Genomic DNA, 15,185 nt, shown 5'->3' on the forward strand with positions numbered 1-15,185 from the left:
CAGGGTATTCCGGGCGTCACCGGCCCCACCGGTGCACAGGGCATTCCGGGTGTCACCGGGCCCACCGGTGCGCAGGGCATCCAGGGCGTTACTGGCCCCACCGGTGCGCAAGGCATCCAGGGCGTTACTGGCCCCACCGGTGCGCAGGGCATTCCCGGCGTCACCGGCCCCATAGCCGCTGCGATTCCGTTCAGCCTGTCCAATGTGAACAACTTCGGCGCTGAGATATCGACCGACGCACAGGGCAGGCCCGGTATAGTAAATTTCGCGGGTTTTGGCGGAGACAGCGGCTACGGTATCAATCTTCAGCCGGGTGAATGGGACACCGGAACGATTACCATCCGGCAGGAGAATGCCTATGGGAGCTCATTCATCATGCCTTATGACGGCATCCTGAGAAGTATCTATGTGTTGTTCGCCACCCGTACGTCGCTTTATCTCGAAGCCGGCATCACCATGCGCCCCTTTGTCTGTTTGGCAGTTCTCAATTCCGATAATCTTGTATATACGGTTCTTCCGGAAACCATTACCTATACGGAGCCGTATGTCGGCGGCGCGGAGATTCCGAAGTATACGCTGCGAAGGGGTTCCCTGACCGGTTTGAACGTCAGTCTTCCGGCGGGTACGGTTGTGGGCATCGTCCTCGGCTGGATGGGTGAAGGTACAACCCCGGAACAGTCCACCCAGGTTTCAGTCAGCGGCGGGCTCTTCATAGAATAAGGCAGAAAGGGCCTGTTCATGGCAGCTTAGCGTCATAACAGGCTCCGGTTTCCGGAAAACCAGCATATCCATACAAGCTTTTTGCGCTTCATCCATCTGTACAATAATGACTGTTACGAATAAACGGAGGTTTTACAATGATACGGGATGCATTGATTCAGAAGATCAGCAAAAAAGCGCTCATTCCAGGTTTGGTTACCCAGGAATCCAACCTGTATACGGACCTGGGATTTGATTCCCTTTCCTTCATCACCCTGCTGGCGGAAATTGAGGGGGAATACGGTATATCCTTCGACATCACCGAGATGGAAGACTGTCTCATTGCCGGCAGGCTCATCAGCTTCGTGGAAAGCAAAACAAAGGAGCGATAACACCATGATCAGACAGGTACTGTGGAACCTGGAGAACCAGGACAGAACCGCCATCATAGACGGAAACAGCCGGATATCATACCGTGCGCTTGCCGGGAAGGCGGCGGCCCTACAAAAACGGCTTATGGGGTGTGGCCGGGGAAACATCGCGATTCTCCTGCCCGATGGCGGGGATTATATCGCCGCTTTGTTTGCGGTGCTCCGGGCCGGGATGACGGCGTTTCCGCTCAGCACACGGCTGACCCGGCATGAAATAGCCGCACTGCTTTCACAGGCGGATGTTCGAACCGTCATCACATGCGCGGCGTTCCAGCCGCTTTTCGATGAAATCTCCAGCGGCGCCGCCGGACTGGATGTCGTCTACGCGGAGGACTTTCCGGCTTCTTTGGACGGAGAACTCCCGGCAGCCGCAGATGTGGGATCGGATGAACCCATGCTCCTGCTGGGCACATCTGGCACAACTGGAAACGCCAAAATTGTCCAGCTGTCGGAAAGGAATGTCGAATCGAGCGTTTTTGCCTATCTTGAGAACATGGATTACGACAGGATGCCTGAAAGCGATATCCGATACCTCATCGCGGCCCCGTTTTCCTCTTCATACGGGCTTCTGATTCTCTTTGCCTGTATCGTCAGGGAGTTCCCCATTGTCCTGCTGGGCGGCGCGTTCACGCTGGATGCGCTTTACCGGGCCGCACAGGAGCACAAGGCGACGCATTATGAAGGCGGCGCGCTGGTTGCCACGCTGATGGATCAGTCCGCGGGACGAAGGCTCCCCTATGATATCCGCTCCCTGCGTTACTTCGGCTTTGCGGGAAGCAAGGTTCCAGCCGACACGCTGCACAGGCTCCTGGAGGCGTTCCCGGGCGTCGAATTCTGGACGGGCTACGGCATGACGGAGGCCTCTCCGCTGATCGCAAAGCCATATAAAAGGATGGACCCGCGGAAGCTCGCGTCGGTCGGTACGGCGGTCAGCGGGGTGTACATCGGTATCGAAAAGGACGGCGTGATCATCGATGCGCCGTATACGAGCGGGGAAATCGTCGTCAAGGGCCCGAATGTGATGATCGGCTATTACCGAAACGAAGAAGAAACGCGCAGAATCATTAAAGACGGATACCTGCACACCGGCGACATCGGATATCTCGATGAGGACGGCTATCTGTACATCTGCGGTCGGAAGAAAAACGTGATCATTGTGCGGGGCTTCAACGTCCATGCCGAGGAGGTGGAGGCCTGCATTCTGAACAGCAGGCTCGCAGGGGACTGCCATGTATACGGCGAAACGGATGCATACGGAAATGAAACCGTATGCGCGGATATCGTGCCCGCGTCGCCGCAGGTTTGCGAAGCACAGATCAGGGAGTACTGCCGGGCGCATCTGTCCGGCTACAAACAGCCGCACAACATCCGTATGATGGACGCGCTTGAAAAGACCGCGACGGGGAAAAACAAAAAGGGCGGCGTCTCATGAAGCTGATCCATTTTCGGGGACTGAACTGCTACTACAACTGCATTGTCAGCATCGCCGGTCATTTAGGCGCGGATTATCCCCTCTCATTCGCCACGCTCTGGTCGGAGACGGATTTCAAGTACGATCCATACCGCAGAGCCTTTCTGACCAAGAGGATGCTCATCAATCTCGACGCGCAGGGAGCAAAGCTCACGATGCTGGACTGTGATTCTCCGCAGCAGGCCGAAGACAGCCTGTCCCGGTTTGACGGGGGGGAATTCATCATCGTCGGGATGGACGCCTTTTTCATCCCCTGGACGCCGCTGTATGGGCTTCTTCACGGGCCGCACTATTTTATGGCGCAGAACGCAGCGGCGGAAACGCTCAACTGTTTCGATCCCACCTATCATCGGTCGGCGGAACAGATTGCCCGTCGGGACATCATCGATCATGCCTTCGACATCACCCGCATGGAAAGGGTGTCGGAAAATCCGGCCCACACACAGGCAAGTCTTTCTGTCGCAAGGGAAGCGCGGGAGATTCTGCACGGCCATCCGGACCTGCGCCGGAAGCTGCTTGCAGATATTGCGGGCTGTTCACAGGGAAACGAAAACCATGCCGAGATGCTCGCAAGATATGTGGACACGATGATCAGCAACCGGTATTTATACCGGTATTATCTGCAAAACCGGACATCCGGACTTGATGCGGATTATCTGTTCCCCGACCGGGATTTCTTTGCAGGCTGGGCTGCGGTGAAAAACGGCCTGTACAGGGTGTCGGTGAGTTCGGGCAACCGGACCGTCCTGGCGGATGTCCGCACACAGCTTGGCGCCCTGCTTGACTGGGAAACCGCACTGGCCGAACGGATAATCTCAGACATATCATCTTATTGCGATGCGCCATCCTTGTAAAACAGAACTGAAGCAGTTTCATCTATACGATGCAGAAGGCCCCCTCCAGCCGGACTGGAGAGGACCTTCTGATTATTTTTTCAGGATGACCGGATATCCCAACGCTCCAACGAGCCGCCGTCAGGCTTCAGCCGCTTGAAAGCGGCTTATTGTGCGGCGGTTTATCCATCCGTTCAGCCGTTCTGACTGCCTGTACAGTTACCGCAGCAGCAATGCCGCCGGCTTTTATACTGTCTGAAACCGAAAGAACCTGTTTCTCAATCGGAGTATTCTATTTGACATCCGGACGATTTTGCAAACGGGTTTATCTTCTCAAGACCGTTCCATCTCCCCGGCTCTTCTGCCTGTATCAATCAGCCGTTCAGAATGGCGAGCTTGATGGCCAGCAGATCAAAGATGTTGATCCGGCCGTCGTGGTTGACATCCGCAAGCCTGCGCTGTTCTTCATTCAGCGACTGGCCGCCCGAAAGGATATGCTGTTTGATCATGATCAGGTCGTCAACGCCCAGCCTGCCGTCGCCGCTGACGTCGCCTTCCAGCGCCGGGGACTCCTCAAAGACAAAGTAGTTGAAGGCGATTCCGCCCTCCAGCAGTTCGATCTTGATATCGCTGACGCCTTTGATCTGCGGGATGTCGAAGGTGACCTCGCGGTCATCCGCCGCGCCCCATCCGCCGGTCTGCGGGAACGCGACGTCGACATACTGCGAAAAGTCGCCGTACCAGACGCGCAGCACGCAGTCGTCCGCATAGGTGCTCGCATTCGCGCCGCAGATGGTCAGCCTGGCCGAACCGGTATCGCCGAAATCAAGGCCCCTGTAGATCAGCGCCTCGCCCGGATCAAAGTTTCCAACCACGCGGTCGGGTTCCTGACGCTCAAGGTTTACTTTGCCAACGATATCATCGTAGTACCGCGCCTTGGTTTGGGTATAGGCGGATTTGCTCTTTCCGGTCTCCGCAAGCCCGTCAATCGCCGACTGCAGGGATGCCGTGGCCGACTTGACCGCCGCGTCGTCCGCACGGTCGACCGATTTGGCAGCATCGTATGCATCCATAAAGGCCTGATAGCTCAATGCTTCATAGAAGAGCGGGCGGACCGATGCGAACGCCTCGATTTCAGCCGCCCTGCCAAGAAGAGCATCGAGCGCCGGCTTCGGGTCCTCATAGGACACAAAGTACATGCATTCCAGATCGAAGCGGGTTCCTTCCTCGAAATAGATTTCGATATCCTGCACGCCGGTGATGCCCTTGAGCGGGAATTCCTGGATGTAGTAAATCGCGGTCTGCAGTTCATAGGACTCGCCTTGATCCTTGACAAACCGCACCGGCGCGGACCTGCGCTGTCCGTCTTCACCGGTGTAGCGGATCTGGGCGTCGACATAGTCGTTCTTCGTGAAGCCGTGCAGCACGACCGAACCGCTCGGCTGTGTGCCGAAGTCGCAGTTCTCGAAAGAGATGACCACCTGATCGGTGATGTCCACGACCGCAAGCTGCTGGATCAGATAGCTGCCGCCGTCGATGCCGTAGATGTCGTCGCAGTTCTCCGCTTCGAGCCGCTCGTACGGGTCGCGGTACTGGACGTCCTCCTCAACGAACTGCAGGTAGTTGAACGCGATGGCGCCGACCTGGAACACCAGCGTGATGTCCTGCTTGCCGGTCAGGCGTGAAAGCGCAAACTCCTGCGACTCATACAGCGACCATCCGCCGCTGGTCTTACCAAATTCGAGGATGCCGAGCAGCTCGCCGTCCCTGCCGCCTTTGCGCACCTCGATCTTTTCGGGATAATTGTTGTTGTTCGCGCCGTTCAGGATGATGCCCTTGCAGCCGTTCTTGCCAAAATCCACGTTCTTGAAGGTCATCCAGTCGTTTTTCGAGATGCCGCCGATTGCAGTTTCAGCCGCGTCCGAGCCCGGGACCTTGCCGTTCTCGGTTTTGAAGCTCTTGCTGCCCTCATCATAGCTTTCGGCTTCAATGCGGCCGTACGCCGGAATCAGGCGCGTGCCGGCAAACAGCGTCGAGAGGTAGTCCATGCCCAGTTCGGTTTCCGGTGAGAAGTCCGCGGAATCCATATAGTTTAAGATGCTGCGGTAAAGCTGCCTGACCTCCGGATGCCCGTCCATCTGGCCCAGCAGGTCGAAGGTACAGACCAGAAGCTGTCCGCTTGAAACCTGCGCTTCAAACAGGCTGCCCAGACGGTAGCAGCGGTCCATATGGTCGATGTTCTGCGCCATCGGCTTTAAGGAAGCCGGCGCGTCGTCCAGGATGACCGCGCGGGAATTCTTCATCAGGTTGTACCACTGGTAGTCGCTGAAATACTCGGTCGGGAAATCCCTGAAGACCGGATGCGTTTCATCGACATACATGCCCATTGTGTACGCCTGGTCGGAGCCGTAGTTGTGGAACATCTTGCTCCAGTAGTCGGTGGTCCAGCGCACGCTGACGCTCTGCGGCATGGTCTTCTTGTCCGGCGTCGGGATCAAAAGTACCTTTCCGCCGTTCTCAAGGACCGCCTTGGTTTCGTCATCCAGTTCCCTTGCGACCGTGACGCCGCCGGGAACCTCGGTGCTGACATCCTTCGGGTAGACCCAGATGTTGTAGGTGTTCACGCCCGGGACGCCGTCGGCTGAAAGCTCCAGCACGAGCTTGGTGGGCTCGGTGACCATCGAAAGCGCGGTCCGAATGGTGCCGACGTTCGTCACGGCGCCCTGTTCGACCCTTGCGCCGTCCAGAATGCCGGAAGCAACGGAGGTGCCGTCATCCTTTTTCAGATTCCACTTTGTCGCAACGCTGCCAAGCGCGTCCGCGCTGTAGTTCGAAACCGTCACATCCGCGCTGAAGGTCTCGTCGTTCGTGTAGATGTATTTCTGCAGGCGGCCCAACAGCACCACCTGATCGTTGAACTGCTTGTACTCCGCCTTGGTGAAGCCGCCGTCCTTCTCATCCATGAAGTTGTCGAGCATGCCGACATGGGCGGTTCCCTGTCCCGGGAAGTCCTGGATGCTCAGGAGCTGATAGCCCGCAAGCTCCGGGGTCCTGAGCGCGGTTTCGAGGTCGGCCTTATAGCCGATGGCGCTGATGCGCGCCGAAACCCTCGAGAAGACCTCGTTCATGTCGAGAAGCCCTTTCTCCTCCATCTTGTCGCGGTAGTACTGCAGGTTGCGCGCCTCGAAGATGCCGGATTCATACTTCGGAATCTCCTTGTCGAAATTCGGCAGGACCTGATACTGTCCGGCTTCATGGTTCATGATCGGCTTGGTATAGCCGGCCAGCGCGCTTGTGTAGCTGAAGACAGAGTTCGGCTGGGTGGACTCCAGAATGCCGCCGGAAGAAGCGTCCGCCCACGAGAACGAGATGCGGATGTGGTACGCGTCATTGCCGCTCTTGGTCTTGCAGGTATTCCAGAAATCGTCGCCGGTGTTGAACGACACGTTCCAGTAGTTGTTGTTGGTGCCCTCCGCGTAAAGCCGGGTGCTGTCAATCGCGCGGCAGTGTTCGCGCAGCTCGTTTGCCTTTTGACGCGCCGCCGCGTTGTCGGTGTTCAGCTCGTTGCCCCAGGTCATCGCGACGAAGGACGGATGGTTTGCCAGATACTTGAGGATGCGTCCGGCCTCGTCGGTGTAGTACTGGTTGAACGGCGTGCTTCCGAAGCCGTACAGCTCCGGCTGCATGTAGATGCCCAGCTCGTCCGCCGCCTGGAACGCCTCCTCGGGCGGGGTCCAGGAGTGGAAGCGGAAGAAGTTGATGCCCATATCCTGCGCTTTGCCGAAGAAGTCAAGCCACTCCTCCTTGGTCATATAGGCGTAGCCGGTCAGCGGGAAGACCGCTGAGTTGCCTTCGCCGCGCAGAAAGGTGGTTTTGCCGTTGATCGAGAATTTGCGGCCGTTTGCCTTAAACTCGCGCATGCCGAAGGTGGTCTCAAAGCCGCTCCGATTCTCCCCTGCCGTGAGCTGCACATCCATGCGGTACATGGCCGGGTCAAATTCGCTCCAGAGCTTTACATTCTCCCCCATATCGTAGGTAAAGATAAATTCCTGCTCGCCCATATCGGCTGAGACAGAGATATCAAAGCTCTGCACAGCGGGAACGGATATTTCACCGTCATGGTTGTAGCTCTTTGCCGAAATGGTGAGCTGTCCGTCCTGTGCGGCCGCGGTGTTCTGATTCACCGTGACCTTGACGGTTGCGGTGCTGTCCGCGATGTTCGGATAGACCCGCACGTCCCTAATGCCGATGCCGTCATCCGAAATCAGCTGGATTTTGCCCAGGATGCCGTTCCAGTTCGTCACGGTCTCCTCGGTCAGCATATGACTGCCGGTGCCGACCGGATAGTCGGTATTGCGCACCTGCACGGTGATGGTGTTCTTCTCACCCGGAACAAGGCCGGTCAGGTAGTACTCCTGCGCGGTGCCCAGCGTGTTGTTGCTGCTGCAGTCAAGCTGCTCGGCGCCGTTGACCCAGACGCGGGTGTTCTTGGTGCGCTCCATCAGGAAGGTGACCTGACGGCCGTCCCATCCGCGCGGGATGAACACTTCCTTCTGGTAAACCGCATTGCCGGTATAGGTGTACTTCCGGCTGAGGCGGCTGGTGTTGACGCTGTTGTTGACATTTCCCTTTTCGTTTTCATCCAGCGTGCCCGGCAGGACACAGGTATCCGCGAGCACGGTATCCTCCGCGGAATAGTCGCCCAGCTTTAACTGCCAGGTGCCGGACAGGTCCTTGACGCGGGTGTTGATGCTGTCCTTGAACATCTGCTGTCCCGCTGTCAGGTTTTTGACAGCTTCGTCGACCGCATCGCCGTCGGCTGCTTCATCCCCAACGGTGACGCGTGCGGCTTCAATGACCGCAAGGAACGCGTCCTTCGCGTCCTGCTCCGCCTGTCCCTCGCCGTCGCCGGCCGGGGTTTCATCATAAAGCTTCTGCGCTTCGCCGATCATCTCGGACAATGCATCCTTCGTGTAGTGCACCACCTGGTCGCGGAACGCGTCCAGTCCACTCTGCAGCTTGGCCGTTTCGGCAAGGATATCCGCTTCGGTCGGCGCCTGCGGGTTCATCGCGAACAGCAGCGCTTCGTCAATCGCCGCCTGCAGCGCGTCGATGGCATCCTGCGGGTACTGGCCGGGTTCGGTTCCCGTCTTCGCATTGGCATGGACGAGCTTCGCCTCGTCAAGCCCCCGCCACAGCGGCTCCTGGATCGGGTCGACAACCTCAATGCTCAGTTCCGCGCAGCTCGCGTAGGTACCGGACGGCGCTTCCAGCTTGATATAACGCGCCGATACGCCGCCAAGGTCCGCCGTTTTCTCCTCGCGGTTCTTCGCCCAGGTTCCGCTGGCTGCCTGTGTGAGCGCGTCCTCAGTCAAACCCAGATAGATCTTGTAGCCTTCGATGACGCCGTTCTGGCTGTTGTCCTGTCTGGGCAGATAGCGAAGGCGGCTGACATTGTAGACCTGTCCCAGGTCCACGACGATGTCATGCGGCGCGGTTCCTGCCGGGCTGGTCCATCTTGTGTGCCAGATGGTGGCGGCTGAGCCGTCCACTGCCGCGGACGCGGGATTGCTGTCGGCCTGTGTCTCTTCGCTCGAAGCGGTCGCCTGCAGCAGATAATACGGGACCGTAACGCCGTCCAGTGCCTGCGCCGTCTCTTTCGCGGAGACAACCGGCACTGTGCTGATCAGCAATGCCAATAACAGGATCAGCGAGAGCGTTTTTTGAAACATCTTCTTTTTCATCATACCGTTCCTCTTTTCATCTTAATTTTATAAAATGATCGCAATTCATTTCATAAGCAGTAACATTATAACACAAGGATATCGGTATCTCAAGTAATTGTAAACAAATAATCAAATGTGGCGTGTGAATATCTTGACGATTTGACACATTTTATCAACATATTCGTATAGACTGGGCTTGTGCCAGATTATGAATCTGAAACATAAACTGTGCAGAGTGTGTTCCAGTGATCTTTCACATAGCAAAAAGGAAGCTGTTTGGAATTATGTTTCCAAACAGCTTCCTTTTTGCCGATCGCATCTGTATTTTCCCTCTGTAAAACTGTAAATTTCGCGTGGCCAGCTCTGGTCATACCGCAGGTGCATGGATATCCACGCTTCAGCAATTCCAATTGATCTTCGCCGGATGCGGTTCATCCAGTACAGACATCTGCTTTAAAGCATCAAAAGCCTTTTTGAATTCATCCGATGCCAATTCAGCGTAGACCTGCTCCGGCTGCATGCAACCCATCTGGCTGTATGCTGCTGCGGCCGCGCCATAAAACAAAAAGCCCAGCGCATTCGTCGGCGTCTGGACGGCGGCACAGGCTGTGGAGACGGCACGGGCCGCCGCCTGTGCCGTCGGGTTATCAGCGGCATCGCGGGCAATCCGGTTCGCTTCCCTGAGGACCGGCTTCATATCACTGCGCTTCCTGCGGCCCGCCAGGTATTCCTCACAGGCCGATACCGCCTGACGAAGCCGCTTATCGCCGGGACATGCTGCTTCATAGATTCCAAGATAATTCTTTTTGACATAGCCGACGGCCCAACCGGCCAGCGTTTTTTCACTCTGTGTTTCAATCAGCTGCATCAGGTCGAGACATTCCTGCGAATGGATATCTCCCAGCATTTTTCTCAATTTGGACACCGTGATTCTCCTTTAAACGATCGTTCGCATCGTCTTTCCGTATGGCCCGCCGCCGCGCTTGTATGACGGCAGGCCGTACCATGCCGCCATCTGCACAGCTTCGCCGGCGGCGTATGCCTGCTCGCACATGAAGACGCATGACCTCTTATAAAGACAATGTCAAATAGAGGTCACGCGCTCTTTTCTGTAAAGCTGCCGCGCGGCGGATGAACCGGCACATCCGCTCTGCCGTTCAGCGCCGTCACTTCCTTTTCAGATGCTTACAGGTTCCTTCCGTTCCATCCCCAATGGGAGATCTCCTCATACTTCACATAGATCTGCGCCGGGTCGATGCCCAGCTCGTCGTTCAGGATGTTCGTGATCTCGGCGGTAAGCTGTTCATAGGCCTTATCGTTTGATTTGCCGAACAGCTGTACCTCCACAAAGGCCATCGGCTGTTCGTTGCTGCCCTTGAAATACAGGCGGCATTCATCCTCGAAACCGACCATCAGCCAGCTTTCGCTCTTTCCCGGAAGGATCGAGATGGCCTGACCCAAACGTGTTTTGATATTCCTTTCCTTCTCTTCGGAAAGCTTGACAGATACCTTGGTTTGAATGCACGGCATTGATATTCCTCCTGTTCAACATATCCCGCTTTCGGGGATGTCATTTGTTATATGCACGGCTCTTCTTATAAGAAAGGCCGATAACTGACTGTCTGTTCCGGGCATGGACCTTTACAGGTCGATGTCCAGCCCGATGGGACAGTGGTCGCTTCCCATCACATCGGCATAGATGACGCTGTCGCGGATTCGCTCCTTGACGCGTTCGGACACCAGAAAATAATCGATGCGCCATCCGGCGTTGTTCTTGCGGGCGCTGAACATATACGACCACCAGGTATAGGCGCCGGTCCTGTCGGGATAAAGCAGGCGGAAGCTGTCCGCAAAGCCCGCCTGCAGCAGCTCGCTCATCTTGCCGCGTTCCTCATAGGAGAAGCCCGCGTTGCCGATGTTCGGCTTGGGATTCTTGAGGTCGATTTCCTCATGCGCGACGTTCAGATCCCCGCAGATGATCACCGGCTTCTTTTCATCCAGCTGCTTTACGTAATCCCGGAAGGCATCCTCCCAGCTCATGCGGTACTCGATGCGCGCAAGCTCCCGCTGCGAATTCGGCGTATACACATTGACGAGGTAAAAATTTTCATATTCCGCCGTGATCGCGCGTCCTTCCCCCGTATGCTCCGGGTGGCCGATATCACAGCAGACCGAAAGCGGCGAATGCTTTGAAAAGACCGCCGTACCGGAATAGCCCTTCTTCTCGGCGGAATGGAAGAACTGTTCATATCCGTCTGTCTCGACATCGGCCTGTCCCGGCTGCATCTTGGTTTCCTGTATACAGAAGATGTCGGCGTCCGCCTGTTTGAAGAAATCTAAGAAGCCCTTGTTCAGGCAGGCGCGCAGGCCGTTTACATTCCATGATATCAGTTTCATATGATTCTCCTTCTATATTGCTATCGTTCTTGTAATTGTCCTACTTCCAATAGCGCTTGCCGGTGTATTCCCGCGCCGTCAGCTTCAAAACGGATGCCAGCGCAAGGGATTTCGGGAGATATTCCAGCTTGCCGGTCCATCCGTGATGCCGCATCAGCAGGTCAAGGCCGCGGATGCGTTCGCGCTCATCTTCGATGATCTCGATTTCTCCGCTGCCGACGATGCTTTCAAAACAGGTCGTGTACTGGCACGGATGTTCTCCGGCGACGAGCTTTGTGTCCCCTTCCAGCTGAAAGCCGGCACGCGGATTCTTTTTGATCAGATCGATCTTCTTGCCCTCATGCGCGCAATGGAAATAGAGTGTGAGGTTCTCCCCCATCTCATACCCATAATTCATGGCGACGATGTATGGATACGCCCCATCCTGCAGCGCAAGGCGGCAAACCTGTCCATGTTCCAGAATCTTGATCAGCTCGTCCGGACTGGTGACCTGTCGTTTACTCTGTCGCATTCGTTTCCCCATCCCTTCCTATCATATATCATTCCATATCCAAGCCGATTAATATCCCCGCGTTGTGATATTTCTGAGCACCACAAACGCATGGTATCTCCAGAACCGGTCATTTATGATATTGTCTGCATTCTGTGCGCTTCTGTTATCCCTGTGATCTTTATCATCGGTTCGTACAGCCGCAAAAAGCCCGCTGGATATGCTTGCTGATTCTGTCATCCCTGAATCTTATCATCGGTCCTTACTGCGCATGATCCGCGGCTTCTGCGTTCCCTGCATTGCCGAATGAGCCGAACACGCATACCCAGACGCAGGGCGGATTTTCGCTGGTGTATGCCACCCGGTGCTTTTCGTGCGCGCGCAGCAGCAGGCTGTCCCCGGCCTTCAGCGTAATAGGCGCGCGGTTTTGATAATCGATGCGCGCCTCGCCCTGGACGAGCAGCACCCATTCGTCTTCGGGCTGGTCATACCAGAATCCCGGCGGCGAAACCTGTCCGGTTGAGACAATGCGTTCGATGCGGATGCTGTCCGTTTTCAGCAGGATATCGCACAGCTCCTCGGTCAGCATCGCGTTTGTGCCGATTGGCAGATTCCCGCCGGACGCCCCGCCCGGAAAATCGTACAGATTCAGGCCGCTCCCCATTTCTGTGCATCCCCTTCCCGATGATGATAAAAAAAGTATACTAAAAAAATCCAGCGCCTTCAACTGTCAGATGTTAATTTTTGTTCCCTAAAACTATTTGCCAAAATTTTATGAATCGAGTTCCTTCATGTTCCGGCACAATCTGTGAATACTAAAAACGAGTAAGCGTTTCACCGTTTGAATGCCATATCGTATGGTATGCGGTCGGTTATGCTCGAAAAAAGATAGAAAAAATGGGTGATTTTATGGCAGCAAAACTCAAAGAATATTCGGTGATTTATCTGATCGGCTCGGTCGGATACAGCCTGATAGAAATTCTGTGGCGCGGCTTCACACACTGGTCGATGGCGATAACCGGCGGCCTTTGTTTTGTCCTGCTCCACAAAAACAACCTGAAGCACTGGAGCAGCTCGATCTGGACAAAATGCGCGCGCGGCGCGATGATCATCACATCGGTCGAATTCTCGGTCGGATGCGTCGTCAACCTGGTGCTGAAACTGGATGTCTGGGATTATTCCAAGCTCCATTTCAATATTTTGGGCCAGGTCTGCCCGCTCTATTCGGTTCTGTGGTTTTTCCTGTGCATCCCGCTGACCTTCCTGACACCGGTTTTACACCGCAGGCTCCGTGTCCGCTCCCTGCTCTCGGCACGCCGGTAATACATCACATGTCCCGCGCATAATAGTGTATGACGGCAGTATGAAAGGATGATTCGATGTTTCGTAAACTCTGCAACGACCGCAAGGTATATCACAATCTGTATGACGGCGAATGGGTTTCCTCCGAATCGGGAGAGCTCATTGAAATCTTCTCGCCGGTGGACGGTTCCTCGCTCGGCAAAATCCAGTCGATGACCCGGGATGAGGTGGACCGCGCCATCCGCAGCACCAAGAACAATCTGGAAACATGGGCGCAGATGCCGATCTTCGAGCGCGCCAACATCTTTTACAGGACGGCGGATATCCTCGAAGAGCAGGCTGAGCACATCGCGAAGATCCTGGTCATGGAGATCGCCAAGGACCACAAATCCGCGCTTTCCGAGGTCACCAGGACGGCCGATCTGCTGCGGTATACGGCGGATGTCGGCAAAAGCATGGAGGGCGAAGCGATCAGCGGCGAAAACTTTCCGGGCGGCACCCGCAGCAAGATGTCCTATGTCACGCGTGTCCCGCTGGGAACCGTGCTGGCGATCTCTCCATTCAACTATCCGGTCAACCTGTCGGTTTCAAAGATCGCGCCCGCGCTCATCGGCGGCAACGCCGTCATCCTGAAGCCGCCGACGCAGGGTGCGCTCAGCGCGCTGCATCTGGCGCAGGCCTTCAACAACGCCGGTCTTCCCAAAGGCATTCTGAACACCGTGACCGGACGCGGCAGCGAAATCGGCGACTACATTGTGACCCATCCGGATATCCAGTTTATCAACTTCACCGGCAGCACACAGGTTGGACGGCACATCTCACAGCTTGCCGGCATGATCCCGATGCTGCTGGAGCTTGGCGGCAAGGACGCGGCGATCGTGCTGGATGACGCCGATCTTGACTTTGCGGCGGAGAACATCGTTGCCGGCGCATATTCCTATTCCGGCCAGCGGTGCACGGCCGTCAAGCGCATTTTGGTGCCGGATACGCTGGCCGACCGGCTGGTCGAGCGGCTTAAGCCCCGCATCGAGGCGCTGGAGGTCGGCGATCCGCGCGAGGACAGCGTGATTGTCCCGCTGATCGACCAGAAGTCGGCGGACTTTGTGCAGGGACTGGTTGACAGCGCGCTCAGGCAGGGCGCGACGCTCGTCACAGGAAACCGCCGCGAGGGAAACCTTCTCTACCCGACGCTGCTCGACCATGTGACAACAGAGATGGATATCGCATGGGAAGAGCCGTTCGGGCCGGTCCTGCCGGTCATCCGCGTAAAAGATCTCGACGAGGCCATCGACATTGCAAACCGTTCGGAATACGGCCTGCAGTCTTCGGTCTTCACACGGGACATCAACCGTGCGTTTTACATTGCCAATCACCTGGAGGTCGGCACCGTGCAGATCAACAATAAGACCGAACGCGGCCCCGACCACTTCCCATTCCTTGGCGTCAAGGCGTCCGGGATGGGTACGCAGGGTGTCAAATATTCCATCGAGGCGATGACCCGGCCGAAGGCTGTTGTGATCAATCTGGCTGATCCAAAAGCAGAATAAATAAAATAAAGAACGCTGAAAACTTTCAGCGTTCTTTATTTTATTTATAAGTGAAGTGGATCTTTCTTTTTTGCTGTGTGTTAATTTTAAATGGATGATTGTTGTACCACTGTTACCCTGCGGTCTTGGTTTGTTGTTAAGCGACATCGGGCGAGAAGATTGCCGGATAGCTCTGGCAAAGCGGTTTTTCTGTGTTTGCCAAGATACCTTGGCTATGTGGCAGTTACTCTTTTGCCGGCCAAAAGAGTAACCAGAAAAGGCCGTTCAAGGGGGGCCATGCACAGTGCCG

General features: G+C 56.0%; 12 protein-coding genes. 6 read left to right on the top strand and 6 right to left on the bottom strand.

Annotation, left to right across the window (positions count from 1 at the left end; all coding sequences use genetic code 11):
• The 4 genes from BN348_RS14320 to BN348_RS07800 form a co-directional block, all read left to right on the top strand.
• The coding region (locus BN348_RS14320) for a collagen-like domain-containing protein (protein WP_040197299.1) at positions 1 to 720 on the top strand (720 nt) is incomplete at its 5' end.
• Between the two features lie 137 nt (positions 721 to 857).
• Positions 858 to 1,091, top strand: a complete 234-nt coding sequence (locus tag BN348_RS07790; RefSeq protein ID WP_040197300.1) for an acyl carrier protein — start codon at positions 858 to 860, stop codon at positions 1,089 to 1,091.
• Between the two features lie 4 nt (positions 1,092 to 1,095).
• A complete protein-coding gene (locus BN348_RS07795) occupies positions 1,096 to 2,562 on the top strand; it encodes a class I adenylate-forming enzyme family protein (RefSeq protein ID WP_040197301.1) in 1,467 nt (488 codons plus the stop codon).
• Complete coding sequence (locus tag BN348_RS07800; RefSeq protein WP_040197302.1) at positions 2,559 to 3,455, top strand: hypothetical protein; 897 nt, start codon at positions 2,559 to 2,561, stop codon at positions 3,453 to 3,455. Before BN348_RS07795 ends, BN348_RS07800 begins: the two co-directional genes overlap by 4 nt.
• 353 nt (positions 3,456 to 3,808) lie before the next feature.
• Here BN348_RS07800 and BN348_RS07805 read toward each other — a convergent pair whose 3' ends face one another.
• The 6 genes from BN348_RS07805 to BN348_RS07830 form a co-directional block, all read right to left on the bottom strand.
• Complete coding sequence (locus BN348_RS07805; RefSeq protein ID WP_082020863.1) at positions 3,809 to 9,181, bottom strand: carbohydrate-binding protein; 5,373 nt, start codon at positions 9,179 to 9,181, stop codon at positions 3,809 to 3,811.
• Positions 9,182 to 9,557: 376 nt separating this feature from the next.
• Positions 9,558 to 10,085, bottom strand: coding sequence for a putative immunity protein (locus BN348_RS07810; protein ID WP_040197304.1), 528 nt, complete (start codon positions 10,083 to 10,085; stop codon positions 9,558 to 9,560).
• Between the two features lie 260 nt (positions 10,086 to 10,345).
• Positions 10,346 to 10,690 (bottom strand): phenylpyruvate tautomerase MIF-related protein, encoded by a 345-nt coding sequence (locus tag BN348_RS07815; protein ID WP_040197305.1) that lies wholly within the window; start codon positions 10,688 to 10,690, stop codon positions 10,346 to 10,348.
• A gap of 111 nt (positions 10,691 to 10,801) precedes the next feature.
• The gene (locus BN348_RS07820) at positions 10,802 to 11,557 is read right to left on the bottom strand and encodes an exodeoxyribonuclease III (protein ID WP_040197307.1); all 756 of its coding nucleotides are present in this window, start codon (positions 11,555 to 11,557) and stop codon (positions 10,802 to 10,804) included.
• Positions 11,558 to 11,597: 40 nt separating this feature from the next.
• Positions 11,598 to 12,068, bottom strand: coding sequence for a pyridoxamine 5'-phosphate oxidase family protein (locus BN348_RS07825; RefSeq protein ID WP_040197308.1), 471 nt, complete (start codon positions 12,066 to 12,068; stop codon positions 11,598 to 11,600).
• A gap of 241 nt (positions 12,069 to 12,309) precedes the next feature.
• Positions 12,310 to 12,711, bottom strand: a complete 402-nt coding sequence (locus BN348_RS07830) for a cupin domain-containing protein (RefSeq protein ID WP_082020865.1) — start codon at positions 12,709 to 12,711, stop codon at positions 12,310 to 12,312.
• Between the two features lie 245 nt (positions 12,712 to 12,956).
• On the opposite strand from BN348_RS07830, the gene BN348_RS07835 reads away from it, so the two are divergent.
• Positions 12,957 to 13,370 carry a putative ABC transporter permease gene (locus tag BN348_RS07835; protein ID WP_040197309.1) on the top strand — a complete coding sequence of 138 codons (414 nt, stop codon included), beginning with the start codon at positions 12,957 to 12,959 and terminating at the stop codon, positions 13,368 to 13,370.
• Between the two features lie 56 nt (positions 13,371 to 13,426).
• A complete protein-coding gene (locus BN348_RS07840) occupies positions 13,427 to 14,896 on the top strand; it encodes an NADP-dependent glyceraldehyde-3-phosphate dehydrogenase (protein ID WP_040197310.1) in 1,470 nt (489 codons plus the stop codon).
• The last annotated feature ends 289 nt before the right edge of the window (positions 14,897 to 15,185 follow it).

The organism is Candidatus Soleaferrea massiliensis AP7 (assembly GCF_000820765.1).
Classification (GTDB): Bacteria; Bacillota; Clostridia; order Oscillospirales; family Ruminococcaceae; genus Soleaferrea; species Soleaferrea massiliensis.

Excerpts from the sequence above, each read along its gene's own strand:
- BN348_RS07790 (WP_040197300.1), top strand. The coding sequence starts at position 858 with ATGATACGGGATGCATTGATTCAGAAGATCAGCAAAAAAGCGCTCATT.
- BN348_RS07795 (WP_040197301.1), top strand. The coding sequence starts at position 1,096 with ATGATCAGACAGGTACTGTGGAACCTGGAGAACCAGGACAGAACCGCC.
- BN348_RS07800 (WP_040197302.1), top strand. The coding sequence starts at position 2,559 with ATGAAGCTGATCCATTTTCGGGGACTGAACTGCTACTACAACTGCATT.
- BN348_RS07805 (WP_082020863.1), bottom strand. The coding sequence starts at position 9,181 with ATGATGAAAAAGAAGATGTTTCAAAAAACGCTCTCGCTGATCCTGTTA.
- BN348_RS07815 (WP_040197305.1), bottom strand. The coding sequence starts at position 10,690 with ATGCCGTGCATTCAAACCAAGGTATCTGTCAAGCTTTCCGAAGAGAAG.
- BN348_RS07820 (WP_040197307.1), bottom strand. The coding sequence starts at position 11,557 with ATGAAACTGATATCATGGAATGTAAACGGCCTGCGCGCCTGCCTGAAC.
- BN348_RS07825 (WP_040197308.1), bottom strand. The coding sequence starts at position 12,068 with ATGCGACAGAGTAAACGACAGGTCACCAGTCCGGACGAGCTGATCAAG.
- BN348_RS07830 (WP_082020865.1), bottom strand. The coding sequence starts at position 12,711 with ATGGGGAGCGGCCTGAATCTGTACGATTTTCCGGGCGGGGCGTCCGGC.
- BN348_RS07835 (WP_040197309.1), top strand. The coding sequence starts at position 12,957 with ATGGCAGCAAAACTCAAAGAATATTCGGTGATTTATCTGATCGGCTCG.
- BN348_RS07840 (WP_040197310.1), top strand. The coding sequence starts at position 13,427 with ATGTTTCGTAAACTCTGCAACGACCGCAAGGTATATCACAATCTGTAT.